Here is a 26,312-nt window from a genome sequence, read left to right as displayed (position 1 = left end):
AGTATGATATGCTTGATTGTATTTATTTAAGTTCTATCTTTATCTTGAGTAAATATGATTGTCTATTTCCCATATGAACAAAGCTAATCAATTAGCTGTTAATGGTTTCCATGAGGCCTTTAAAGCTTGTTTTTTTATACTATTTATCTTCTTAGCGGTTACGGTAAGTGCGCAGAGCAGCTTGAGAACCGAGCGTTCCAGAAACGACTCGTCGTTGTTAGCAGATACTAATATGCTTTCTACCGGCGATTATTTGGAGGGCTTGGAACGTGTGTATGAAACCTTAAACAAGGTGCCTACCGTAACCGCCTCTTTTGGTCGTATTCCGGAAATAAAAAGTAAGCTGGCTGCGGATGACTCCACCATCAGTTTATTGAAACAACGTTTGTCTTTAAACGTTCGAACATTCAATCTGCAAAATTTGCAGATGTTCAGAACGCTATTGGATGAGATGACCGATAATGCAAATGGATACAATGACATTATCCTTTCGTATGATAAAGATTTAGATGGCATTAAAAAAGAAATAGCGGCGCTTAGAAAAGATACAGTCATTCGACAGATTTTTAGAACGAAGGCGCTTCGCGATTCTTTTAGTGTTCAAATAAAGGCGCTAAGATTAAAAAGGGTCGGAACTGATAGCATCATTCGAGCGGCCACAAACACGCTAAACGGCCTGCGCGCGCATGTAGCCACCAACGAACTGGCAATCCAAGAGCTCTTATACCAAACCAATGTGCAACTAAAGTCAATTGGTCCAAAGGCCTTTCTCAAAGAGAAACGTTATTTGTGGGAAAAGCGATCGAGTACAACGGATGCGAAGTATCCGGAGTTTAATCAAATGTTTGATAGTGAAAAGAAAATAAATACGTATTATTTCAAAAACACAAGAAGTAACCGGGTGCTCCTACTCTTTACGGGTTTATTATTCTTTGTATGGGTGTTTTATAACTTCAAAAGCGTTAAGAATCATGGGAAAATGGATATTTTGGAAGATCTTAATTTAAGGTTATTAACCCCAATTCCTATATTGTCTGCCTTTACCTTAATATTTGCCCTTGCACCTATTTTTGATTTACAGGCACCGGCCTTGTATTTAGAATTTACCCAATTTTTATTACTGATTATACTTACAACAGTATTTTTAAAAAGATTACCTCGAGAGACTTTGCTATCATGGGGCATATTTGTCATCTTGTTCATTGCGCTGTCTTTAGTGAGGTTATTGGGTGTTTCTTCTCAGGCACAACGATGGATGATTTTATTGATCAACTTAATGTCTACTGCCTTTGGTGTGATAGCGTTGCGTAAATTAAAGCCTATTGCGGGGAATTATCGCATATTGGTTATAGCTGGAACATTGTATATGCTATTTAATGGCTTAGCTATTATAGCCAATATGTTCGGAAGAACCACCCTTATGCAGATTTTTTATACAACCGGTGTATATGCGCTATTACATACGGTTGCCCTCATTGTAGTCGTACGTCTAATTACCGAAGCCTTTCTTTTGCAAATTAAAGCCAGTAGGATGCGTAAACGTTACGCCGATCACTTCGAATGGGAGGGGATTGCCAAAGAGTTTTCAACCATTATATCTTACCTTGCGGTTTTCATTTGGTTTGTATTGCTGACAGCTCACTTAGATATTCTGGAATTCTTTAGCGAAGTTATTGGTTCGTTTTTAAGCACACCACGCAAAATAGGGAGCTTCTCTTTTACCTTTGGCGGTGTTTTACTATTTCTTGGAATTATTTGGACGGCTAACTTTTTGCAGAAATATGTTGCCTACTTTTTTGGCGAAACAGGGGATGATACCATCGAAAATGCCAACGCAGAACACTCCAGGTTGCTGATTACCAGATTGGTATTGCTTATTGCCGGTTTTTTATTAGCAGTTGCAGCATCGGGTTTGCCAGTCGATAAAATCACCGTAGTGTTAGGTGCTTTAGGTGTGGGTATCGGCTTAGGCTTACAGAGCATAGTAAGCAATTTTGTTTCCGGGATTATTTTGATTTTTGATCGTACGATCCGCATTGGCGACGTTGTTGAATTAGGAAATCGAAAAGGAAAGGTAAAAGAAATAGGTATTCGTTCAAGCACTTTGTTAAGCGATGATGGCGCCGAAATTATCATACCAAACGGTGATATACTTTCTAATAATATCATCAACTGGACCCTAAGTAATAATAATATTCGCGTTAGCCTAACGGTAACTATTGCCAAACCATTTAATAAAGAGGAAATTGTAGAGATGATCAAAACCATCATTCTGGATAATGAACACGTGTTTAAGCGGAAAGCACCGAGCGTTATTATTAATCCGTTGAATGGAAAATGGTCAACAGTCAAAATATTCTTTTGGTGTAATCTCAATAATACAGACGCTCCCAAGAGTACGATCAGTGAGGCTATCTATCAGCAACTGGCAGAGAAGGAGATTGAAACACTTTAAATAAAAGTTAGTATGGGATAGGTTGCTTTTAGACGATACAACGTAAGTGGCGCCGGCATTTCTTTATTAAATACAGCCAGATAATTTGTTTTAATTTTAATAAAAAGATACTTTCGTTGATACTATGAGCAAATCGTTAGAAAATAAAGAATTTGGTGTCAAGCAGATTGCACGTTTGGCTAATGTTTCAATCGCTACTGTTGATCGTGTTTTGCACAATCGCAAGGGTGTATCGGAAGCAACCAAGAAGCGGATAAACGATATCATTAAAGAGTTCGATTATAAGCCAAATATTATTGCAAGTCGATTAGCATCAAAGAAAGTTTCAAAATATGCCGTGTTAATTCCTAGTTCTACAGAAACGGATTTCTGGGAGGCTCCGCTATCCGGTATTGATAGAGCCGCCAAAGCATTAAAACAATACGGCATTGTGGTATTGAAATTTTTTTTTGACCTTAATGATAAACAATCGTTCCTAAAGCAGGTCGATTTAATTCTCGAGGAAGCTGTCGACGGGCTATTAGTGGCACCATCATTTGTCGAAGAAGCAATACAATTAACCACACGCTGCAATGAACGCAAAATTCCCTATGTTTTTATCAATTCGGATGTACCCGGGCAGAACAGTGTCTGTTATATCGGGCCGCATCTCTTTTGTAGTGGCTATCAGGCAGCGCAATTGATGGATTTTGCCGTCAAAACGGGCAAAGTATTATTGATAAACGTATCAAAGGAACTCGATCAATACCACCACCTCCTTCGGAAAGAGGAGGGATTCCGCGCTTATTTTGAAAAAAATAACAAAAAGCTTCAAATCTTAAAGCTGGATATTAAACAAACAGATTCTTCTTCCATAGAAGATGCTTTAGATAAAGTTTTTAGCGAGCAGAAGGGGATAGAAGGCGTTTTTGTAACAAACTCCAGAGTCTCTGCTGTTGCCCATTATTTCGAACGGAAGAGCATTGTTAAGGTGCTCATCGGATATGATTTCTTAAAAGAAAATATTAAATACCTCGAATTAGGTATCATTCAATTTTTAATCTGTCAGAAGCCTGAGGAACAAGGTTATAGAGGTATTATGACACTCCATCGCTATACAGATCTGCACGAACGGCGAATTGAAGATCAATTTATGCCCATTGATATTGTAACCAAAGAGAATTATCGCTTCTACCATAATTAATAACCTTGAAATTTTTAAAAACAATTTGCATTTGAAATATCTTTTCGTAAATTGCGGTAACGTAACCGTTATTATAAACATTAGCTGAGTATATTTATTGGGAATAGAATAGAAGTTATAAGACAGCTTATTTTATCATTAAAAGTATTCGTGTACGTACACGTTGTATAAAAATAAATTATGAATAGTATTCCAAGAAGAGACTTTATCAAAAAGGCAGCTATTTCGAGCTTGTCAATCAGCCTGCTCAATCTTCCGCTGACTGGCAAAGCAAGTTTCAAAAATGTGAATGGAAAACGGGTAGGAATCATTGGTTTAGATACATCGCATAGTATTGCCTTTGCCAAAGCCTTAAATGCGGCTACACCGGATGCAGCATTAAAGGGCTATCGAATTATTGCTGCCTATCCTTATGGTAGTAGAGATATTGAAAGTAGCGCCAAAAGAATAGCCGGTTATACGCAAGAGATCAGCACATTAGGAATAGAAATTGTAGATTCTATTGCTGATTTATTGAAGAAGGTTGACCACGTATTATTGGAAACTAATGATGGTCGCCTGCATCTCGAGCAAGCTATTCCCGTCATCGATGCCGGAAAAACTCTTTTTATTGATAAACCCATGGCCGCTTCCTATCGCGATGCAAAGAAAATATTCGAATACGCGAGGAAAAAGCGAATTCCGGTATTTTCCGCTTCTTCTTTGCGTTATGCCGAGCATATTAAAGAAATAACGGAAGTGAAGTCGATTGGCGATGTCACGGGCGCAGATACCTATAGCCCTGCTACCTTGGAAGCCACACATCCTGACCTGTTTTGGTATGGCATACATGGCGTGGAAACGCTTTATGCCGTGATGGGAAGGGGATGTAAATCAGTTACCAGAACTTCTACACCGGACACTGACATCGTGGTAGGTACTTGGAGCGATGGACGTTTGGGAACTTTCAGAGGGATCCGAAAGGGAAAACGTGATTTTGGGGGGACTGCTTTTGGCACAACCGGAATCCAGTTAATTGGCCCATACAAAGGTTATCAACCCTTATTGGAAGAAATCGTGCAGTTCTTTGAAACAAAACGGCCCCCTGTTCAAGAAGAAGAGACACTGGAAATATTGGCCTTTATGGAAGCTGCTGATCTAAGTAAAAGCAGGGCAGGGGCCGCCGTCTTTCTGCATGAGATTATGCAATAAAATGAAGGCAATGGTAAAACGTGACTATAAGAGATGGATACTGGTGGGACTATATCTAGGCTTCGCATTTTCGTTAAATGCGCAGGAAACAACATTGTTTAATAGCCAAAAAGAAAAGATATGGAAAAAAATTGCTCCCTATTTTAGCCCACCACAAGAGTTTAAGGATAAACAAGATTCACTTCGACCACTCAACATCTTTTACAATGGCGATAGTGTATCCACCGTGCAAGACTTCTCAAAGCGCCAACTGGAAATAAAAAAGCGCTGGGATAGTCTGATGGGAAATTGGCCGGCCTTACTCAAGAAGCAACAACTGTCAATTATCGATACCAATGAAAAAGAAAGCTACTTTGAGTGTGAAGTGAAATTTTACTGGACGCCAACGGAGGAAACAACCGGCTATTTATTGGTGCCAAAAACCAAGGGAAAGAAGCCGGCAGTTATCACCGTATTTTATGAACCGGAAACGGCTATAGGTAAAGGAAAACCAAATCGTGATTTCGCTCTGCAGTTAACAAAAAGAGGCTTTATAACGTTATCTATTGGAACTTCAGCCACTTCAGAAAGAAAAGAATTTTCCCTGTTTTATCCGAATATAAAGCATGCGCAGGTACAACCTTTATCCATGTTGGCTTACGCAGCCGCTAATGCCTATTATGCATTGGCAAACTTTCCGGAGGTTTCATCCGATAAGATAGGTATTATGGGACATTCCTTTGGTGGTAAATGGGCCATGTTCGCTTCTTGCTTGTTCGATCGTTTTGCTTGCGCCGTATGGTCAGATCCGGGAATTTTATTTCAGCATGATCGTGAATCGATCAATTATTGGGAGCCGTGGTACCTGGGTTATCATCCAAAACCATGGCGAAAACGCGGCTTGATAAGTAAGGAAAATCCGGCTTTTGGATTATATCCCTGGCTTATTAAGAATGGATATAATCTGCATGAGTTGCATGCACTTATGGTACCGAGACCTTTCTTAGTGCTAGGAGGTGCCGAGGATCCGCCGGACCGATGGCACACATTAAATCGGATCATAGCACTAAACCACAGGTTTGGCTATGATAATCGTGTCGCTATGCACAATAGGCCTACACATGAGCCGAATAACGAGGCAAATGAAATTGCTTACTTGTTCTTTGAATATTTCTTGAAATAAATAAAATCTTATATGTAAACCACAAACTCAGAAACTTAACCTTAAAACTTATGAGAAGAAAAAATTACGCTCTCTTTCTTAGCGTAGTATGGATGTTACTTCTTGGAGAAGAAGTAATGGCACGTACTCAGCAAACCAACAGGTTGAATAGGCAAGATTTTATTGATGTAGTCGGTAACGTAACCGCTTCCGATGGATCTCCGCTACCCGGGGTCAGTGTCAAGGTTAAAGGTGGGGTGGCAGGTACTTCAACCGATTTAGACGGCAAATTCCAACTCAGGCGTTTGACAGGGAAGGAGACACTCCTATTTACTTTTGTAGGATATAAGCCACAAGAAGTTAGTTTGCTGGGACGGCGATCTTTACAAGTTCGTTTGGAAGAGGACTTTACCAGCTTAGAGGAGATCGTAGTGATTGGTTATGGTACGCAATCGCGGAAAGAACTTACCGGTTCCGTATCTTCTGTTAAGGCTACTGAATTGCAGAAAGTGGCATCTGCTTCTTTTACAGGCGCTATCCAAGGCAAAGTCCCCGGGGTTACGATTAGTCAAACAACGGGTGCCCCGGGTGGTGCAACTTCCGTCCGCATTCGTGGTGTTGGTACGACTGGTGGGAATGAACCTTTATACGTAATTGATGGATTCCCAGTTGGCGGTGGCGGTATGACCGTCGGTGGAAGTACCGATCGAGTTGATGGAATGTCAATCGTAAATCCAAACGATATCGAATCGATTGAGATTTTAAAAGACGCGGCGGCTGCTTCTATATATGGCGCTAGAGCGGCAAATGGAGTAATATTAATTACGACCAAAAGAGGAAAGGAAGGGGTAACGACAGCTGAACTAAATGCATATGGTGGTTTGCAGCAACTGTGGAAGAAGCCACGGTTTTTAAATGCGGAAGAATTTGCCACCTTGGCTAACGAATTATATAGTAACTCGAATATGACCCCTAATCCCGAATGGGCTAATCCTGCTTCGTTCGGTAAGGGAACCGATTGGATTGAAGAGGTGTTCCGCACTGCTCCTTTACAGAACTACGATGTGAATGTAAGTGGCGGATCTCAAAAAGTGCAGGCGGCTCTTTCTTTAGGCTATCGGGATCAACAAGGGACTTTAATCGAAACATGGAGTAAGCGATATACGGGTAGAGCCAATGTGGATGTCAATGTGAGCAATAAACTAAAATTTGGAGGAACCTTGGCTTTTGCTTATACCCATAGTAAAGGGCAGCGCAATGAAGATTTTCGGCTGGGTATCTTTAACCTTGCACAACAATTTTACCCCACACTGGGTTTAAGAGACGTCGTTAACGGTTCTTCAGCCTATTATTCTACCCAAGGTGACAACCCCATTCTCCGCGCAGAGTCGATGGAAAACTTTCTGAAAAATATGCGGATGTATGGAAATGCCTATGGAGAATATGAAATCGTCAATGGCCTGAAATGGCGGACGAGCATTGGCATTGACGCCAATAATAATAGAAGCACCACTTGGGAACCTAAAGTTGAAAGAGGTCATTATCGCAACTTACAAGCTATTTTGGGAGAGACGTATACGCAGGGATTGAATTGGTTGATAGAAAATACCTTGTCATTTAATAAGGCCTTTAATGAGCATAATATTTCAGCGGTTATTGGTCAAACGGCACAAAAAAACACGAACGATTGGATCGGTGTAACGGCTAGAGATTTCCAGAACGAGAATCTTCAGATTATCAATGGTAGTGCCGAATTAGAACGCAGAGCCAATGGCACGGGATCCGTATATTCCTTGGCCTCTTACCTGGGCCGCATTAATTATACTTACCGAAATAAATATCTCTTCTCGGCAAGTATTCGCCGGGATGGCTCTTCTAATTTTGGTCCGAATCATAAATGGGGAAACTTTCCTTCTTTCTCGGCAGGATGGAATATTTCGGAAGAAACGTTCTTTAAGCAGATCAAAGCGATCAACTCATTGAAATTAAGGGCCAGTTGGGGACAGTTAGGAAACGACGCTATTGGCGCCTTTAGCTATGCGAGTACAATCGGATTGGGAAGAGTGGGCGATAATTATGTGCTAGGTCCGGATCAAGGCTTAGCGATTGGCGCAAGTATGATCCGCCCGGGAAATCAAAACCTAAAATGGGAAACGAGTGAGCAGATTAATATCGGACTTGATGCCTCCTTTTTAAATGATCACGCGTATCTGACCGCAGAGTATTATATTAAAGATACGAAGGATATGTTGGTAAGTTTACCGGTGTCGATGGAGGCAGGTTTTGAGAGCGCACCATCCGTAAATGGTGGAAAGGTTAGGAATAAGGGATTGGAATTACTACTGGGATATAATGGTAACAGCGGCGAATTTAAATACGATGTGAGCTTCAATTTGGCAACACTGAAAAATGAAGTATTATCATTGGGGACGGGTCGTCCTATCACTGGACCAACAGTCGGTTTTACGAGTATGAGCTCATCATACACCGAAGTTGGCGAGCCTATCGGATATTTTAGAGGATATATAGTAGATGGAATCTATCAACAGGATGAGGAAGTGAATAAAGCACTGCAGCCGAATGCACAGGCAGGCGATTTTAGATTTAGAGATGTAAATGGGGATGGTGTATTGTCTGATGCGGATCGTGTCAAGCTTGGAAGTCCTTGGCCGTCGTTAACATATGGTGCAAATATGGATTTTTCTTATAAAGGATTCGATTTGAATATTTTGTTACAGGGAGTTGCAGGGAATGAGATTTTTCATGTAAACAAATTTTCGACCTACCCGATTAAATACTTTGGAGGGAGTGGTGTCATTAATGCATCGGCGGAGGTTCTAAATCGATGGACACCCGAGAATGGCGGTAATACGGTTCCAAGATTGACTTATACCGATGCCAACGGAAATTATGCCAATGTTTCTTCTTTTTACATTGAAAAAGGAGATTTTCTTCGCCTACGCAATGTGACCTTGGGTTACAGCTTGCCTAGCGGTTTATTCGCCGATGAGGGTTTGATCAAACGGATTCGCGTTTATGTGAGCGCTCAAAACCTACTAACCTTTACACAATATTCCGGCTTCGACCCGGAAATCGGTAGTACGAGTCCATTGGCTTCGGGTGTTGACGACGGGGTATATCCTATACCAAGAACGTATATGTTAGGACTAAGAGTCGGACTTTAATGAATGACATGGAGTTACATACTAAAAATAAAAAAATGAAAACAACCTATATACTCGGTTTTTTAACCTTTTTCATTTTGATGTCTTGTGGCGATAAATTTCTATCCCTATCACCAAAAGATACATTAACAGAGGAAAACTTTTACCTTAACGAATCGGATGCACAGGCCGGTTTAAATGGCGCATATGGTATGTTACAGCGAGAGGAAACCTTTAGCAATGTAAGAGATGCAGCGGATGTTGAATGGGCAATTGCAGGTGATATGTACGAGATGGATGGAAGTGCTAACCGAATCGAACTACACACCTTGGCTTTTCCCGCAACCAATACAATTCTAAGAGATATGTATATGGGAGCTTACCTTGGTGTAAGTAGAGCAAATATAGTAATTAATAAGGTTAGCGCTATGGAAAATATCGCTGAAGAGTCCAAACAACTTATCTTGGGGCAAGCAAAGTTTTTACGAGCTTTATTTTATTATCGGCTGGTTACTTATTGGGGAGGTGTACCGCTAATTACTGAAATCCTAGATGCTTCTTCTAATTTGGAAGTATCTCGTGCAAGTGCCGAAGAGGTTTGGGCATTAATTGAATCGGATCTTTTGGCGGCAAAGACCGCTTTGCCGAAGACCTGGACAGGTAATAATGTTGGAAAAGCAACAACAGGATCGGCCCTGGCTTTGCTTATTAAAGCCGCTTTGTGGCAAGAAAAGTATGAAGATGTGGTTGGCTATGGGGAAGAGCTGATACAGTTAGGTGTTCACGGCTTGGTACCCAAGTTTAGAGATGTATTCAGCGAGGAAAACGAAAATAATGAAGAGATCCTATTTTCTACGCAGTTCAGACCTTCGCAAGATAGTGAAGGGAACAATTTAGTGAAGAGAACAGCACCCCGCGGTGCGCCTTCTGAATTTACCGGAGGAGCTGCCTGGAGCAATTTTGTACCACAGCAACACTGGGTAAATACATTTGAAAAGGATGATCAAGGCAAGATAAAAGATAAACGGTATTGGGACGTAATTATCGGTCCGGGAGAACCTCATCAAAATATGCCTGCTTTTGTGATGCCAAATGAAGTGCCGACAGGTTGGTCGAAAACGGGATATATTGTAACGAAGTATTGGGAAAAACCTACTATCAACAATTCGGGGATTAACGCACCGATCATGCGTTTTTCGGAAGCTTTATTGAATTATGCCGAGGCTCTCAACGAAATTGGAAGAACGTCGGATGCCATAGTACAAATTAATAAAGTCCGCGAACGAGCCGGGTTGGACCAGCTTTCGGCTGGTCTAGGAAAGGAAGAAACCCTAGATGCAATCTTTAAAGAAAGACGGGTGGAATTTATATGGGAACCGACGGGTGGATTTTCAGATCTCAATCGAAGAGGTCGTTTCATCGACTTTATAAGGAAGGAAAGACCGAATATTAACGACTTAAATGTTGATCAGAAACCTTGGTTACATACCCGACCCATTGTATTCCCGATTCCAAGAGAAGCATGGGATCGCAATAAAGCATTAGAACAAAACCCAAATTATACATTTTGAGTTAATCAATAACGGAGAGCGAAATTATGATGAATCAATTCAACAAATCCCGCCGATCTTTCCTGAAGTCGGCCGCAATCGGAACCTCGGCTATTACCTTTGGCGGCATCTTGCCAGGCTTTTCTGCGAAGAGTTATGCGAATATCGTAGGTGCAAATGAGAAGGTCCATGTCGCGATGATGGGGGTAAATGCAAGAGGGCTGGCATTAGCAAACAATTTTTCTAGTCAACCAAATTGTGAAGTAGTTTACATCTGCGATGTTGATCGAAGGGCAGCGGCTAAGTGTATCAGTCAAGTAGCTAAAAACCAATCCCGAGAGCCGAAAAGTCAAGGAGATTTCCGAAAGGTTTTAGATCGGAAAGAGGTAGATGCGATGGTCATTGCAACACCCGATCATTGGCATGCGCCTGCTGCTATTTTAGCTTCTAAAGCAGGAAAACATGTGTATTTGGAAAAGCCATGTAGCCATAATCCATACGAGGGTGAATTATTGGTGAAAGTTGCGGAAAAGTATAAAAATGTGGTTCAGATGGGGAATCAACGCCGATCGTGGCCAAATGTAGCTGCGGGAATTTCAGACTTACATAACGGCATTATCGGAAAACCTTATTTTGCAAAAACTTGGTATACCAATAATCGACCCTCGATTGGTATCGGTAAGAAAGTTGCCGTACCCGAATGGCTGAATTTTGATCTTTGGCAGGGCCCGGCACCTCGGAAAGAATATAAGGACAATATATTGCACTATAATTGGCATTGGTTTTGGCACTGGGGTACCGGAGAAGCACTAAATAATGGTACGCATATGGTTGATTTGGCGCGTTGGGGACTGAAAGTTGATTATCCAACCAAAGTGACTTCCGCTGGAGGAAGATATCGTTATCAAGACGATTGGGAAACGCCTGACACGCAAGTGATAGCCTTGGAATTTGGCGAACAAGGTACCATTACATGGGAGGGAAGGAGCTGTAATGGACGCACCATAGAAGGAGCAAGCGTGGGTGTCATTTTTTATGGTGAAAATGGTGCTTTACAAATCAATGGTGATAATGGTTATGCCGTTTATGATCTTCAGAATAAGTTAGTAAAGGAAGTAAAAAACAGCAAGGAAATCGATACGAGAAATCTTACAAATCCTTCGCAGGCTCTCGATGCACTGCACATTCAGAATTTTTTTGATGCAATAAAGAAGGGAACGGATTTAAATGCAGATATAGTAAGTGGACACAAAAGTACCCTGCTGGTGCAACTGGGAAATATCGCGCAGCGTGCAGGTGGCCTGTTAAAAACGGACCCTACCAATGGGCATATTTTAGCGAATGAAGAAGCGCTTCAATTCTGGAAACGAAGCTATGAAGCAGGCTGGGAGCCTACGCTGGATTAAATATTTAAGGACCGGCAGATATATTGCCTATTGCAGAAAGATTATAAAGACAAACAATGAAAACAGTAACTGTAAGTACGTTGACCAAGAAAGATACCACGATTTCCATTCTGATTATTGGTTTAATGTTTTTTATATTTGGTTTCGTTTCCTGGGTAAATGCGATCCTTATTCCTTATTTTAAGATTGCCTGCGAGCTTACGCATTTTCAATCATATTTAGTAGCCTTCGCGTTTTACATCGCCTATTTTGTCATGTCGGTACCCGCTTCCTATTTATTGAAAGCCCTGGGTTTCAAAAAAGGCATGATGGTCGGCTTTTTTGCGATGGCTTTGGGAGCGCTGATATTTGTGCCTGCAGCCCTCAGTAGAACCTATGGCATCTTCTTGTTAGGCTTATTTACGATCGGTATCGGCCTGGCCATTTTGCAAACGGCAGCGAATCCTTACATCACGATCTTGGGGCCAAAAGAACGGGCCGCTCAACGCATCAGTATCATGGGGATTTGTAACAAAGGCGCCGGAATATTAGCGCCGATTTTATTTGCTGCCGTTATTTTGAAACCAACAGATCAGGCCTTATTTGAACAGTTAACACATATGGGAGTTGCCGAACGAGCGCAAGAGCTGGATGAGCTGATACGAAGGGTTATTGCCCCGTACACGGTTCTTGGAATAACGCTTGTTTTAATTGGTTTGGGCGTGCGGTACTCGCCACTTCCTGAAATCAATACGGAAGAAGAGGATGAGCAGGTAGCAGCGGCGAATAGTGATAAACATAGCATTTTTCAATTTCCGCATCTAATTTTGGGCGCTGTGGCTATATTTATCCATGTCGGCACGCAGGTAATTGCAATAGATACGATCATTAATTATGCAGGCTCTATGGATATTCCCTTGTTGGAGGCGAAAGTTTTCCCATCTTATACCTTATTTGTCACCATCTGTGGTTATTGCTTAGGCATTATCTGTATTCCCCGGTGGATCAGCCAGGTGAATGCATTACGCATTTGCACCCTTCTTGGAGCTGCCTTAACACTCTTAATAATTTTTGCTCGGGGAAATGTGTCTATATTAGGCCATCATACCGACATATCGATATGGTTTGTCGTGCTATTAGGCTTCGGCAATTCCTTGATATGGGCCGGGATATGGCCATTGGCACTCGATGGATTAGGGCGATTCACTAAATTAGGCGGTTCTTTATTGATTATGGGCCTCTGTGGTAACGCTATTTTGCCCTTAGCTTACGGTTATTTTGCCGATGCTTTTAATCTTCGAATGGCTTATTGGGTCTTATTTCCTTGTTATTTATATCTTATTTATTACGCAGCATATGGACATAAAATTAGAAAGTGGTTTTAACTTAAAGGCCGGTGTATCGGCATAATTTTATATGACAGAAAAAACAATAAAAATTTATAGTGCAAAATTGATTAGCCCGCAACGAGTGATAGACCAAGCGATTGTGCTTATTAAAAATGGGAAAATTGCGGATATATTGGAGGAAGATATAGAAATACCGAATGCGATTCATATAGATGCAAAAGGCAAATATCTTTCGCCAGGGTTTATCGACTTGCATATTCATGGTGGTGGTGGTGCAGATTTTATGGACGGTGAAGTAGAAGCCTTTCTCAAAGTAGCAGAAACGCACGTGAAATTTGGTACGACGGCGATGGTTGCGACAAGCTTGACAAGTGATAAGGCAAATCTCCTGAATACATTGAAGGTTTATGAAGAAGCACATCTCAAAAATAAACGTGGTGCGGCATTTTTAGGTTTACATATTGAAGGCCCTTATTTTTCGATGAATCAGCGGGGAGCCCAAGATCCGCGGTACATTCGAGATCCTGATCCCGATGAGTATCGCGAAATTGTGCAATCATCTAATGCGATCGTCCGCTGGAGTGCCGCACCTGAAAGAAAAGGAGCCATCGAATTCGGCCGTTATCTTCGGCAACATAATATTATTCCATCGGTTGCCCATACAGATGCGATTTATGAAGAGGTAGTGGAAGCCTTTGAAAATGGATACACCTTGGCGACCCATCTATACTCTGCAATGTCAAGTGTGACACGGAAGAATGCCTTTCGCTATGCAGGTGTAATAGAAGCTGCCTTTCTGATTGATGAAATGGATGTCGAGATCATCGCCGACGGTGTACATCTTCCCGCACCTTTGTTGAAATTAGTTTACAAGATTAAGGGTCCCGACAGGATTGCTTTGATCACGGATGCAATGCGTGGAGCTGCTATGCCTCCCGGCCCTAGTATTTTAGGTAGTAAAGAAAATGGTTTAGCGGTTATTGTTGAAGATGATGTGGCTAAGTTGCCGGATAGAAGTTCATTCGCAGGTAGCGTCGCAACTGCTGATCGTTTACTCCGAACCATGGTGAACGTAGCGGAGGTACCTTTAGTGGAAGCGGTAAAAATGTTAAGCTATACACCTGCACGCATTATGAATGTGTTGGATCGAAAGGGGTCGATCAGCGTAGGGAAAGATGCAGACCTGGTAATTTTTGATGCCGATTTTAATATTCATTATACCCTTGTTAACGGCGTGGTTCTTTACGAAAGAACCTAATCTATCTTGTTTAACAAAAAGGCGATCAAAGATTGCCTTTTTGCCATTCTTCAACAGCATAATTAGCGGCACGTGCGGTAAGCGCCATATAAGTCAATGATGGATTTTGATTGCCTGTGGAAGTCATACAGGCACCGTCCGTAACGAATACGTTTTTGCAATGATGTAATTGATTCCATTTATTTAACAAGGATGTGTCCGGGTCGTTCCCCATGCGTACACCTCCCATTTCATGCACTTCAAGTCCCGGATTGCGATTACCAACCTCTTTTTGGTCTGCTGTCTTTATATTTTTACAGCCAGCTTTTTCTAACATAGCAGCACCCTCTCGCAGAAAGTCGCGCATCAACTTTTCATCATTTTCTGTATAATCAATGGAAGTGATTAACAATGGTACACCCCACTGATCTTTCGTTGTTGTACTTAATCGAATATGATTGTCGTAAATCGGCACCGTTTCTCCCTGCATCATCATAGATATCGTCCATTGGCCAGCTTCGGTGAGGCTATCTTTTAAGTGCTGACCAATCCCATTTGCCGACTTATTCCAACTTGATCGACTGGCATTGAAGGCAATCATATAGCCTCTTAAAAAATCAGTTTCCTGTTGGTAAACGTTTCTAAAAGAGGGCATAAAAACCTGTGTTGGCCTTCTACCATAATAATAACGGTCTTCAAAGCCCTCCATCGTCGCCGTTATTCTTCCTCGGTAGTTATGGAAGGCGATATACCTACCCATGAGACTATTAAGATTTCCTAAACCTTTCGGGAATTTACTTGATTTGGAATTCAATAAAATAAGATTGCTGTTCAAGGTAGATCCATTCACAAATATTATATGGGCATTATAGATCGTTTCCTTCTTCGTAATCGTATCAACGGTTCTTACGCCGGTAGCTCTTCCCAACTTTTCGTCGTAAATAATGGAATGGACAACGGTATTTGGCTGGATGGTCAAATTTCCCGTTTTCTCAGCCCAGGGAAGGGTAGAGGCATTGGAGCTGAAATAGGCACCGAATGGACACCCCCTTTGACAAAGTGATCGGGCCATACAGGTTGCTCTTCCCTGTCGTAGATGGATGTCTTCCGGTTTTGTAATATGGGCACATCGTCCTATAATTACGGGTCGATCCGGAAATTCTTGTTTAATTTTATCCTTAATATGCAGTTCCACTGCATTCATTTCGAAAGGCGGAAGGACCTCGCTGTCAGGCAAGTTCTCCAAGCCGTCTCTATTGCCCGAAACGCCAATAAATTTTTCGACATAACTGTACCAAGGCGCAAGGTCAGCGTACCGAATAGGCCAATCCGTTGCAAAACCATCCCGTTTGGGCGCCTCAAATTCGTAATCGCTCCAGCGCTGCGTTTGCCTTGCCCATAACAAAGATTTACCGCCCACCTGATAACCTCTAATCCAATCAAATGGCTTTTCTTGAATGTAAGGGTGGAGGTCGTCACGAATGTAAAAATGTTCGGTCGACTCATCAAAAGCATAATGTTTGCTGATAATCGGATTATCTTCAACCATTTGTCGCGTCTTGTTATTATGGTGCTTAAATTGCCACGGATCCAGCATAGCCGTTGGATAATCCTTTACGTGTTTAACCATCCGCCCCCTTTCTATTACCAATGTCTTTAGTCCTTTTTCACAAAGTTCCTTGGCTGCCCAGCCTCCGCTTATACCGGAGCCTATTACGATGGCATCGAATGTGTATTCTCCTGTATCCATACGTGTATCCATGTTAATGGTTCACTCTCTCCTTTTTAATATCGTCTTTGCTTATTTGCTTTCCTTTAGACGCAAACTTCTTTCGTACATAACTTAATACAATCGCTAAATCCTTGTCATTAAGAAAGGAAAAGCTCGGCATTTCATTTTTTCCGTGTAATATCAAGCGAATGAATTCGGCTGTTTCTCCTTCAACTACTTTGTTATGCAGAAGCGAAGGGTAGGTCCCCGTAAGACCACGACCATTGGGTTTATGGCATGAGGCGCAGTAATTCGTATAGAGTATTTCTCCCTCACTTCGCATCTCTTTAGTATTACTTGCGATTTTTGCTTTTAATACAAGGTTGGCAGTTGATATGCTTTTGTCTACTTTCTTGATTTGTAAAATGCGATCATCATTTTCTTCTGCAAATCCATTGGGATTCCAATCACGATTACTGGTGGCCATATACACTGTTCCGTCAGGGGACGCGTATACGGCGCGGATGCGACCGAAGGTGCGTTCAAAAAAATGATAAACCGTATCGGCCTTCGTCCCTTCTTTGTTTAACGGAAGCGCATATAGGCTATTACCCTTTAGGGTTGCCAATAGCAATGTATTTTTCCATTCGGGAATTTCAGCTGATGCGTAATAAGCTAAACCTGCGGGTGCGATGGTCGGTGTCCAAGCATGTAAGGGCGGTGCTAATATAGAATCCTGGGCAAATAATCGTTCTTCTTGGCTGTCGACGTATCCGGCTATTTTAGGCCAGCCATAGTTGCCACCCCTTTGGATAATATTGACCTCATCGTCTGTGGCATCACCATGGTCGGAATTATATAAGATCCCCTTGGGACTAAAAACAAGTCCCTGTGGGTTTCGTAAACCCCAAGCCCATACTGCGTTGTTTGGAAACGGGTTATCTGAAGGAATGCTTCCATCTATATTAAAGCGCAGTATCTTCCCATTTGGAGAGGCTAAATTTTGCGCATTCTCATTTTGTGCGCCGTCGCCCGTGGCTATGATCAATTTACCGTCCGGAGCTATAGCTACTCGGGCCCCAAAATGGCCTTTCCATGCCGGATATTCCAATATCGTTAAGGGGTGAACCAATGTATCTGTTTCATAGGTGTAGCGAACCACCCTTGAAACATGAACTTGATCACTTTTACGCGCAGAATAGGCAATAAAAACATAAGGAGTTTCGGACATATTTGGATGTGTTACCATTCCCAATAATCCAGCGGTCCGTTCACGGTAAAGGTTCGGTAGCGTAAGAAGTGTTTTGATATGACCTGATTTAGCATCTATCTTGTTAACTTTTCCTGATTGCTCTGTAAACCAAATTTCATCGTCGGGTCCGCTGGTAATTTCCCACGGTACATCTAAGTGACTCGCTACAATATTTACACTTACATAGGTTGAATCCAGCAGGAAAATAGGTGCTTCTTCCTCTTGTTTATCTGTATGCTTACAGGTAAAAAAAAGAAATATACCGTAAATAATGAGTAGCCACGCAATGCATTTTTTTTTCATCTTATCTGTTCATAATTTAAATTTCGATAGCTTTTTGCCAGGAATGCGCAATTAGCCAGGCACCTGCTACCGTCGGATGAACACCATCCCATGACCAATGATTATCAGGAGCAATCTTACGCGCCTCATTAAATATCGCTTGATAGGGTATAAAAGCAGCCTTAAATTGTTGTGCTAATTCTTTGACAATTGATTGGTAGCTGGCAAACTCAGGATGCAGTGCCTCATACGGACTTCCTTTGAAGCCAGGCTGATACCATGGCTCGCCGATAATTAACTTGACTTGCGGTAAGCGGGCTTTAGTTGCTTTCAAAAGTTGCTCATAGGATTGGCGGAAGTCGCGAGTGGTTCCTTGGTAGCCTTTGGTTTTTGTATGCCAGAAATCATTAACACCAACCAATATGCTTAATACGTTTGGTTTTAATTTTAGGCAGTCTTCTTCCCACCTTTCAGCTAACTGATACACCTTATTGCCACTTATACCGCGGTTGTAAAAGACCATTGGTTTATCAGGATGATCAAATTGAAGTTGAGAAGTAACCAAGAATGCATATCCCGAACCGAGTGCCAGGGGATTATTCATCGAATGATCATTTCTTTTTCTTCCGGCATCGGTAATCGAATCTCCCTGAAAAAGTATGATATCATCTCTTTGAAGCTGAATGCTGGAGGAATTATCGATTAATTGGTTAGCTTTGCATAAGGCATCGGCTATCGGCAGTGTCGTAAGTAAACTAAGTGATGCTTTCTTTAGGAATGAACGTCGGGAAGCTGTAATTTCTTTTTTCATGATCGCGATGGTTGATGAGTATAAACTTAAAGATGATAGGGTTTCCTATAAGCGTAGTGCAGGTATTTATTCGCTTCTTCGTGATTCGTGAAGACTTCCTTTTGCGGATCCCAGGTTAATTGTTGCTTCTTTTCCAATGCGATATTAGCCAAATGTGCAAATACCGTAGAGTAATGCCCTTCCTGTAGTGGACAACAAGGCTCCTTTCTTGTTTGTACACTATGTAGAAAATCGCTTACCATGTTTTCGGTAATATCTAATGAATACCCTTTCGGAAGATTTGCTTGTGTTAAGTCAAATGACTCATCTTCTAGGTAATGATCCCATTTCTGAAATTGTCCTTCGGTAGTATGGTAAATTCGATAACCCCGATCACTAACGTACATCGTTCCATTCGTACCTCTGAATTCCAGTTCGCCATAAGGAAAAGGTTTGCCACTTGATCCTTCGTAAATACCTAAGACAGCTAATGTGCCTTTTGATAACTCAAAGCAGATTTGCATGGTATCCGGAATGGTACGGTCGTCATCAACAACAAAATTACCTCCCATGGCTGAGACGGCGATGGGGGCGGTTTCCCCTAACATCCAACGCATCAAGTCTGCATAATGCACACCCCAATTGGCCATTTGACTCGAATAGTCGCTCCACCACCTAAATTTATAGGGTGCAATATTATATTGGTAGGGCCGATAGGCCCGGGGACCAAGCCATAAATCCCAGTCAAAATCGGATGGTGGGATTTCCGGTTTTTGCTTCCCGATGCCTCGGGGGAATAAATTATTAAAGGTGTAGGAACGTGTTAAGGTAATTTTTCCCAAGCGACCCGATTGCACAATCTCAGCCGCTTTTTGATGTACGATAGAGGCTCTCCGATGCAGACCAACACTGACAATACGATCGCTCTGCCTTTGGGCCTCCAGCATTTTCTGTCCTTCATAAACCGTCATACCTAAGGGCTTTTCAATATAAACATCTTTTCCTGCTTTGATCGCGTCGATGGTTTGCAGGGCATGCCAATGATCCGGTGTAGCAATACATACAGCATCCACATTTTTGTCTGCCAATAGATCCTTATAATTTTTATAGCGTTTCACCTGCATAGGGAATTGTTCGCCCATTTGCGGTATTCTTGCCCCATTCTCTTCTTTAAATCGCTGATTAACTCGACTATCATCTCGGGTTAAGTAGGGTTCATAAATATCGCACAGGGCTACAACTTCACAATTTGCTTGCTTCATAAAGCTACGCAGTAATTGTGTCCCTCTATTTCCAACGCCAATAAAGCCCATTTTTACTTTTTTGGTATTAGCCAGCGAGGGGATTGATAGATTCATCAACCCGGCTACGGTTGCTAAGGTAGCTGTGTCTTTTAGGAAAGATCTTCTGGATGTTTGCTTTTCCATATGTCAAGTTGTTATTTGAACGTTTAATGAGATGTATACATAAAGCGTGCGTTTAAAGCAGAGAACTATAATGTTCAGCGCTTTCAAAAATACCACCACTTGTTGCATAGAAATCTTCATTTAAATAAAACACGCCCTGCTTGATTTTCGTCCAGTTCGCGTTATTCTTAGGATGATAAGTGCACATCTTTTCCCAATTAATATAATTCACATCACCATTGGTCTCGATCAGCCCCATGCCGATATCAGGGAAAGGAAGCACCCTACACGCTAGATTTTTATGCCAGTCTACCAGAATAGGATTAACCGTTAAATCAGAACAAGCACAGGGGATTCCTTTTTCCCAAGCAGCTTTTGCGATTTTTATCGACATGCTAAGCGTTTTTGCAATTCCTTTTAGTATAATAGCCCGATATCCTTTCTGTATAGCAACAATTGCCCCCTGTTCATCATGAACGCTTTCGTCAGCACCAATCCGTATGGGCACATCGGAAATGTCTTCTTCATTTGATTCCATAAGCGGTTCTTCGTACAATAATATTTGCTTGGCAGCGCCAATAGATTCAGCATGTTGCAAATACTTTAAAAACGTTTCTTTTTTTTCGTATCGTCCATTGGCATCCATGGTATAAAGTACTTTACCGTCCTTGGTATGGGGAGTTCGATAAGCTTGAAGTGCCTGATGAATTTGTGTTAACCGTTCTTGATCATGTTGTAACATCGTTTGTTGATCGCCTGGATAACCGGTTTTGATTTTGAAAACAAAATAACCCGATTGGGCGGCTTCTTTAATCTGTTCCAAGGGCATACCATAAGGAATTTGGAACATGACTGCCAGCCGATCACTTTTACTGGATAGTGCCGACTGATACGGTGCCGGAATAAGCGCATCGAAAGTTTCTAGACCATGTTCGGCAGCAAATAATAGCCAAGCTGCATGGTCAATGCCCACATAAGAGTTTAGTATAAAATTAATATGCAGATCGGCTTTGTTCGTGATGGATTTTCCATTTGAAATCAAATCAGGGAATATTTTCTCCTGTAAAGAAATGGGATGAGTAAAAGGCGTTTCCTTAATCAGATTTAAAGTGCTATTAGTCAATGCATACATCAAAGCATTACCTTTTGTTTCGCCATACTTAACAAATAAATCGGCGTCTCCATATAAAATACTTTGATTAGACAGGCCGATACTTTCTAAACTGGAAGAAGCTCTTAGTTTGGTGACAATTTGCCATAATTCGGTGAGGTAAGCCCCCTTAAAGCCAAAGGGACGAATCAGCTTCTCAATTTCAAAAGCACTATCGGTTTCAATAATTTGTATCGTTCTATCTTTTTCCATTTGACAAATCTTTAATTAAGAAATCTTGGAGAAATGTGTGATCCACTAAATCCGGATAGGCATTAAAAATGCGATCAATTTCTTCCATTTGTCCGGCTGAAAGGTCTTCTTCAGGATCCAAGCACCAACGACCGGGTAAAAGGCCCTGTCTTCGTAGTACTTCGTGTATTCCCGGGATACAACCTTTAAATTGATGGGCTGAATCGAATATTACCGCATTCATGTCTGTTACTTGCACACCTTTGGTAAGTAATGCCTGAACACCGGTAAAGTTGGTTCGTTTACACGTTTTTATTTCTTCCAGTAGAGCCACCGCTTTGCTTGTAAAAACGGCCCAGTGTCCCAGCAATCCGCCAACAAATTCTTTGGTAACTAGCTTGCCATTGATGGGAAAAGCGTAGGTGGTTAATAAATCGGCGACAATATTATCGTCGTTACCCGTGTATAACGCAATGTCATCTTTACGGCTTGAATGACATAGCGCGCGCACGACATCCAGGGTTTGATAACGATTGAATGGGGCAACCTTAATGGCCTCGAGATGCTTTATTTCGGCAAATTTTGCCCAAAAATCATAGCTAAATATGCGGCCACCCACGCTTGGTTGCAAATAAAAGCCGATAATAGGAATTATTTCCGCCACCTCTTTTGCATGCAACAGGATTTGATCTTCACTCCATTCGTTTAGTCCGCCAAGACTCAATAAGCCTAAATCGTAACCATATTTATTGGCTAACTGCGCTTCTTTAATGGCCTGTTCGGTGCGGCCACAGATCCCGGCAATTTTTAAAAAAGGATAAGGGGGACGATTACGCTCAATTTCGTCCGCAGCAATAGCTAGCACTTTTTCATATAAATTGACATGGGGTGATCGTATTGCAAATTGCGTGCTATGGACGCCTATGGCTATTCCACCTGCGCCGGATGCTATATAATAGCGCGTCAATTGACGTTGATAGAATTCATTTAGAGTCCTATCGGCGTTCAGCGCTAGTGGATGCGCAGGAATAACGGTACCCGTTTGTAAAAGCGATTTCTTCTCAGCTGATAAATATTGAAAGCTCATGTGATAATGTTGTTTGGTCTTAAAATCGGCCTTGTCTTTCTTGAAAATGCGTCGGCTTTTCGATGGTTTTTCCGCCATGATTTAACCAATTAGCGGTGATCTCGATCATTTGCCTTAAGGTTACTTTCGGATAACCGAATAACTGATGGGCCGCTGATGCATTGCTAAGAAGGGCAGTTGGCTGAGTTTCGTTAATAAAACGGGGAGTTTTGTTTAATAAATTACCGAATTGGTTCGCTAACCATTGAATAGAAACAGTTTCCGGCCCCGTGACGTTTAAAATTTTAGCGGGTACGGTACAGTGGAGCAAAGATCTCAACGCAATCTCATTGGCATCTCCTTGCCAGATGACATTTACATTCCCCATACGAAGATCAATAGGTTTGTCTTCCATCACTGCTTTGGCAATTTCCAGTAGAACACCGTATCGTAAATCAATAGCATAATTGAGGCGATAAATCAAGGTGGGAATTTGATATTTCTCAGCAAAGAATTGGAAGATCCGCTCCCGTCCGAGGCACGATTGTCCATATTCCCCAATAGGTTCCGGACTTTGCTCTTCTGAGCATCCTCCTGCAGTTACCAATGATAAGGGGTAGACATTTCCGGTAGAGAATATAACCATACGCGAATTTTTGAAGCGCTCGGCTATTCTACCTGGTAAATAGGTGTTCATGATCCAGGTAAACGGTTCTTTGCCCGTCGTTCCGAATTTCTGTCCTACGAGGTAAATAATATGCTCAACGTCCGGAAGTGACTGTAAGTGATCTTCGTTTAAGAGGTCCGCCGTAATGGTTTCGACGCCGCTTGCTTGAAGCAAATCCCTGCTTTCCCCATCTGAAAATCGGGATACTGCAATCACTCGTCGGTCTTTACCGGCAAGTTTGGAGGCTACATGCGCCGCTTTTGCCATACTTGGTCCCATTTTTCCACCAGCACCCAAGATCATAATGTCACCATCTATTTGAGACATATCTGCGATTAAGGAAGCTGAAGGCTCGTATAGCTTTTGTTCTAATAATTCTAAATTCTGCATCATCATTTTATTTTAAGAATAATTCATTGGCATTGCTGATAGCCAGCATAATTAAGACAATCAAACCTATAGAGGCGAAAAAATTGGTAGGTTTTGTATTGACAAGCGTCCCCATAATGTGGGTATCATTCGATATAACAAACATAGCGATGCCAATGAAGGGCACGAGGAATATGGTTACACTTTGAGCAAATACAATAAGCTCCAAAGGAAGCTTCCCAAAAACAATGGCAATGGCACTTCCAAAAAGCATAACCAAGGCGATAAAAAAACGTACTGCTTTGGCATCCAACTGATAATCAAAGCCAAATGCGTCTGCTATCAGAGTGCCACCAAGCGTCGCGTTTCCAATTAAGGAGGAGAAGGAAGCGCCAAAAAGTCCCATCAAAAATAAGCTGGATGCGTATCTTCCAAATAACGGCTCAAGTGCCCGCGCCATGTCCGAAGCATTATTCACGGGTAATTTTTCCGCATGCAAAACGGCCGCTGCACAGATCATGACCATAGCGCTCATTAGTCCCAGCATAATAATGCCTGTCATACTTCCATTTCGATGGCCGTCCGTAGCCAATGTGTTTTTTTTACGTTCCTGCACTAAATAAGATTGGTAAAATGCACCAACAATAGAGAAGCACGAAGCAAAAAATGCGATAACGAGACCGATTGATCCCGCGGGGAGGGAAGGAACGAATCCCGTAATAATGTCCTCAACAGAAGGCTTAACAAAGAACAAAGTGACGATAAACGAAAAGAGCATTAACGCAATCAATAGAATCATCAACCTTTCCAATATTTTATAAAAACCGCGAAAAAATAACAGCACGATTCCAATGATGTTAAAAAGTATAATCCATATAGGAATAGAACTATTATTGATTTCAGCAATGGAAATCCCTACGCCGATGGCATTTCCGGCTTGGAAGGACGTCGCTACTAAAAATAGCCCTAAACCGATAATTATAGCGGAAATTTTACCCCATTTTTTACGGATCACACCCAATAGCGATTCCTGTGCAGCGATGCCGATCCGCGCACCCATATGAGTGAAGATCGCCATAAAAAAAATGGCTAAAACCACAATCCATAATAAAGAGAAACCATAATCTGCACCTAGTTTAGAGGTAATTGTCATTTTGCTCGGACCGAATACAAGCGCTGCTGTAATAACTCCGGGACCTAAAGAGGCAAACCAATGCTTGAAATATTGGGTACGTGGCTTGTGGTAAGATGTAGAATTGGAGATTATTTCTTGATTTGGCATTTTATTATGTCTATAATTAATATCCTTCGTTTTGTACCAAAATACCTGCTGCCGATTGATCAATCTGACGTTGAGGAATGGGAAAACGCTTCATATAGGCTTGTGGCTTAAGTGTAACTTTTACGGGTGTTTGGTTTGCGTGATTAAATAATCGCTCTTCTTGTTTCATAACTTCTTCAAATTTTCCAGATCGAACCAGGTCAAACCATCGCTCATTTTCGTACGCAAATTCGAGCTGCCGTTCCAGAAATAACACATGGAAAAAGTCTTGCTCATTTGTAATTGATGCAGTTGTGTAGTTGTGATCGCTATTTCCAAAGGCCCGTTCTCGTATTTTATTAAGTGCATTCAATGCTTCTTGTTGTTGCCCAAGATGATATAGCACTTCGGCCTGCAGGAGTAGAATATCGGCATAACGCAAAATCGGTAAATCGAGTCCTGATTGCCCTTGGGTATGTGGCACGGCGTATTTATTGACATAGGGATACCAAATAGGAGGTACATTAGGTGTGTTTGGCGGAATCCACCATTCCGTAATGGTTGGGCTTTTGCGCCTATCGCCCTCCACATAATTCTTGTGTAGGCTCCAGGAAGGCAATGCAATTTCATTTCCGCGCGAGGCAATGCCAATAACGCCTGAATTCGGCAGAAATGCCGTGGATAAATTATGGCCATTCGAGCCGTCAATGTAGTTCAATGAAAATAGTACTTCCGTATTGTTTTCTGATGCAATCTTCCATAAGGAGCTAAAATCACTTACCAAGCTAAAAGAAGAGCCTGCTTCCTTAAAGAAACGATCCAATTGCGCTTTAGCAAGATCCCAATTTTGTTGGTAAACATGAACCTTTATCAGTAAAGCGATGGCCGCCGCTTTATTTGCTCTTCCATTCTCAATAGCGTTTTTCAGGGGAAGTATTTCAATCGCTCGTTCAAGGTCTTCTATAATCAAGGCGAAAATTTCGTCTTCGGCACTTCTACCGATACTAGCTGCTTCTTCAACAGACAGTATGCCGGTAACTTTGGGCACGTCGCCAAATAGCCTAACCAGATCAAAATAAAATAGCGCACGCATAAATTTGGCTTCTCCTTCAAATTGTTCTTTTTCACCTGAAGCATAGTCTGTCGGTTTATCCAAGTTAGTTAGTACTGCATTTGTACGGAAAATACCGTTATAGGTTGTTTCCCAAAAAGCAGCGATTAAAGGATTCGTAGCATTCACAGATAACATATCCATTTCGGGAGTCCCTTCGATTAAGGTATTCGCCGATAGATATAAGTTATCAGTTGGTACTTCTAAAATTTGATAATCGGTTGGTTTTCTTGTTTGTAATCTATTATAGATACCTAATACAGCTAGATCAATATCATTGGCGGTATTGTAATAGTTTTTTTCAGTTAACACCGATTCAGGAACAGGGTTTAGTAGACTGTCGTGGCATCCGCTTAGCAAAAATGCAAGAGAACATAGCGTATAGAAAATCTTCTTCATG

At 41.7% G+C, this 26,312-nt stretch carries 18 protein-coding genes; 9 read left to right on the top strand and 9 right to left on the bottom strand.

The window, feature by feature from the left end; translation table 11 throughout:
* Window positions 1-73: 73 nt before the first annotated feature.
* The 9 genes from E0E36_RS20845 (at window position 74) to nagA (ending at window position 14,676) form a co-directional block, all read left to right on the top strand.
* The gene (locus E0E36_RS20845) at window positions 74-2,455 is read left to right on the top strand and encodes a mechanosensitive ion channel family protein (protein WP_130857599.1); all 2,382 of its coding nucleotides are present in this window, start codon (window positions 74-76) and stop codon (window positions 2,453-2,455) included.
* Between the two features lie 124 nt (window positions 2,456-2,579).
* On the top strand, window positions 2,580-3,638 hold the full coding sequence (locus tag E0E36_RS20840) for a LacI family DNA-binding transcriptional regulator (protein WP_013666107.1): 1,059 nt from the start codon (window positions 2,580-2,582) through the stop codon (window positions 3,636-3,638).
* Between the two features lie 180 nt (window positions 3,639-3,818).
* The gene (locus tag E0E36_RS20835; protein WP_130857598.1) at window positions 3,819-4,829 is read left to right on the top strand and encodes a Gfo/Idh/MocA family protein; all 1,011 of its coding nucleotides are present in this window, start codon (window positions 3,819-3,821) and stop codon (window positions 4,827-4,829) included.
* A gap of 10 nt (window positions 4,830-4,839) precedes the next feature.
* A complete protein-coding gene (locus E0E36_RS20830) occupies window positions 4,840-5,991 on the top strand; it encodes an alpha/beta hydrolase family protein (protein ID WP_130857597.1) in 1,152 nt (383 codons plus the stop codon).
* Between the two features lie 50 nt (window positions 5,992-6,041).
* Window positions 6,042-9,155, top strand: coding sequence for a SusC/RagA family TonB-linked outer membrane protein (locus E0E36_RS20825; protein ID WP_130857596.1), 3,114 nt, complete (start codon window positions 6,042-6,044; stop codon window positions 9,153-9,155).
* Window positions 9,156-9,190: 35 nt separating this feature from the next.
* Window positions 9,191-10,705 (top strand): RagB/SusD family nutrient uptake outer membrane protein, encoded by a 1,515-nt coding sequence (locus E0E36_RS20820; protein WP_165447041.1) that lies wholly within the window; start codon window positions 9,191-9,193, stop codon window positions 10,703-10,705.
* 26 nt (window positions 10,706-10,731) lie between these two features.
* Window positions 10,732-12,090, top strand: coding sequence for a Gfo/Idh/MocA family protein (locus E0E36_RS20815; protein WP_130857594.1), 1,359 nt, complete (start codon window positions 10,732-10,734; stop codon window positions 12,088-12,090).
* Window positions 12,091-12,146: 56 nt separating this feature from the next.
* Window positions 12,147-13,454, top strand: a complete 1,308-nt coding sequence (locus E0E36_RS20810; protein WP_013666113.1) for a sugar MFS transporter — start codon at window positions 12,147-12,149, stop codon at window positions 13,452-13,454.
* 31 nt (window positions 13,455-13,485) lie between these two features.
* Entirely contained in the window at window positions 13,486-14,676 is a 1,191-nt protein-coding gene (gene nagA / locus E0E36_RS20805) for an N-acetylglucosamine-6-phosphate deacetylase (RefSeq protein WP_130857593.1), read from the top strand.
* A 25-nt stretch (window positions 14,677-14,701) separates the two neighbouring features.
* On the opposite strand, the gene E0E36_RS20800 is transcribed toward nagA, so the two are convergent.
* The 9 genes from E0E36_RS20800 to E0E36_RS20760 are packed head-to-tail and all read right to left on the bottom strand — an operon-like array spanning window position 14,702 to window position 26,311.
* On the bottom strand, window positions 14,702-16,405 hold the full coding sequence (locus E0E36_RS20800; protein ID WP_130857695.1) for a GMC oxidoreductase: 1,704 nt from the start codon (window positions 16,403-16,405) through the stop codon (window positions 14,702-14,704).
* Between the two features lie 13 nt (window positions 16,406-16,418).
* On the bottom strand, window positions 16,419-17,921 hold the full coding sequence (locus E0E36_RS20795) for a PQQ-dependent sugar dehydrogenase (RefSeq protein ID WP_130857592.1): 1,503 nt from the start codon (window positions 17,919-17,921) through the stop codon (window positions 16,419-16,421).
* A gap of 16 nt (window positions 17,922-17,937) precedes the next feature.
* The gene (locus E0E36_RS20790; RefSeq protein ID WP_130857591.1) at window positions 17,938-18,711 is read right to left on the bottom strand and encodes an SGNH/GDSL hydrolase family protein; all 774 of its coding nucleotides are present in this window, start codon (window positions 18,709-18,711) and stop codon (window positions 17,938-17,940) included.
* Between the two features lie 26 nt (window positions 18,712-18,737).
* Window positions 18,738-20,117, bottom strand: coding sequence for a Gfo/Idh/MocA family protein (locus E0E36_RS20785; RefSeq protein WP_130857590.1), 1,380 nt, complete (start codon window positions 20,115-20,117; stop codon window positions 18,738-18,740).
* A 52-nt stretch (window positions 20,118-20,169) separates the two neighbouring features.
* Window positions 20,170-21,459, bottom strand: a complete 1,290-nt coding sequence (locus E0E36_RS20780) for an enolase C-terminal domain-like protein (RefSeq protein WP_130857589.1) — start codon at window positions 21,457-21,459, stop codon at window positions 20,170-20,172.
* Window positions 21,446-22,603, bottom strand: coding sequence for a dihydrodipicolinate synthase family protein (locus tag E0E36_RS20775; RefSeq protein ID WP_207303795.1), 1,158 nt, complete (start codon window positions 22,601-22,603; stop codon window positions 21,446-21,448). The genes E0E36_RS20780 and E0E36_RS20775 overlap by 14 nt, the downstream gene beginning before the upstream one ends.
* Complete coding sequence (locus E0E36_RS20770; protein WP_242627351.1) at window positions 22,545-23,567, bottom strand: NAD-dependent epimerase/dehydratase family protein; 1,023 nt, start codon at window positions 23,565-23,567, stop codon at window positions 22,545-22,547. Before E0E36_RS20770 ends, E0E36_RS20775 begins: the two co-directional genes overlap by 59 nt.
* A gap of 1 nt (window position 23,568) precedes the next feature.
* The gene (locus E0E36_RS20765) at window positions 23,569-24,822 is read right to left on the bottom strand and encodes an Nramp family divalent metal transporter (protein ID WP_130857588.1); all 1,254 of its coding nucleotides are present in this window, start codon (window positions 24,820-24,822) and stop codon (window positions 23,569-23,571) included.
* Window positions 24,823-24,838: 16 nt separating this feature from the next.
* Window positions 24,839-26,311: a RagB/SusD family nutrient uptake outer membrane protein gene (locus tag E0E36_RS20760; protein ID WP_130857587.1), complete on the bottom strand. Its 1,473-nt coding sequence runs from the start codon at window positions 26,309-26,311 to the stop codon at window positions 24,839-24,841.
* Between the last annotated feature and the right edge of the window lies 1 nt (window position 26,312).

It is taken from the genome of Olivibacter jilunii, from assembly GCF_900607235.1.
GTDB lineage: Bacteria > Bacteroidota > Bacteroidia > Sphingobacteriales > Sphingobacteriaceae > Olivibacter > Olivibacter oleidegradans.
The sequence above is the reverse complement of the archived record's forward strand: the minus strand, read 5'-3'. Positions and strand labels throughout refer to the sequence as shown.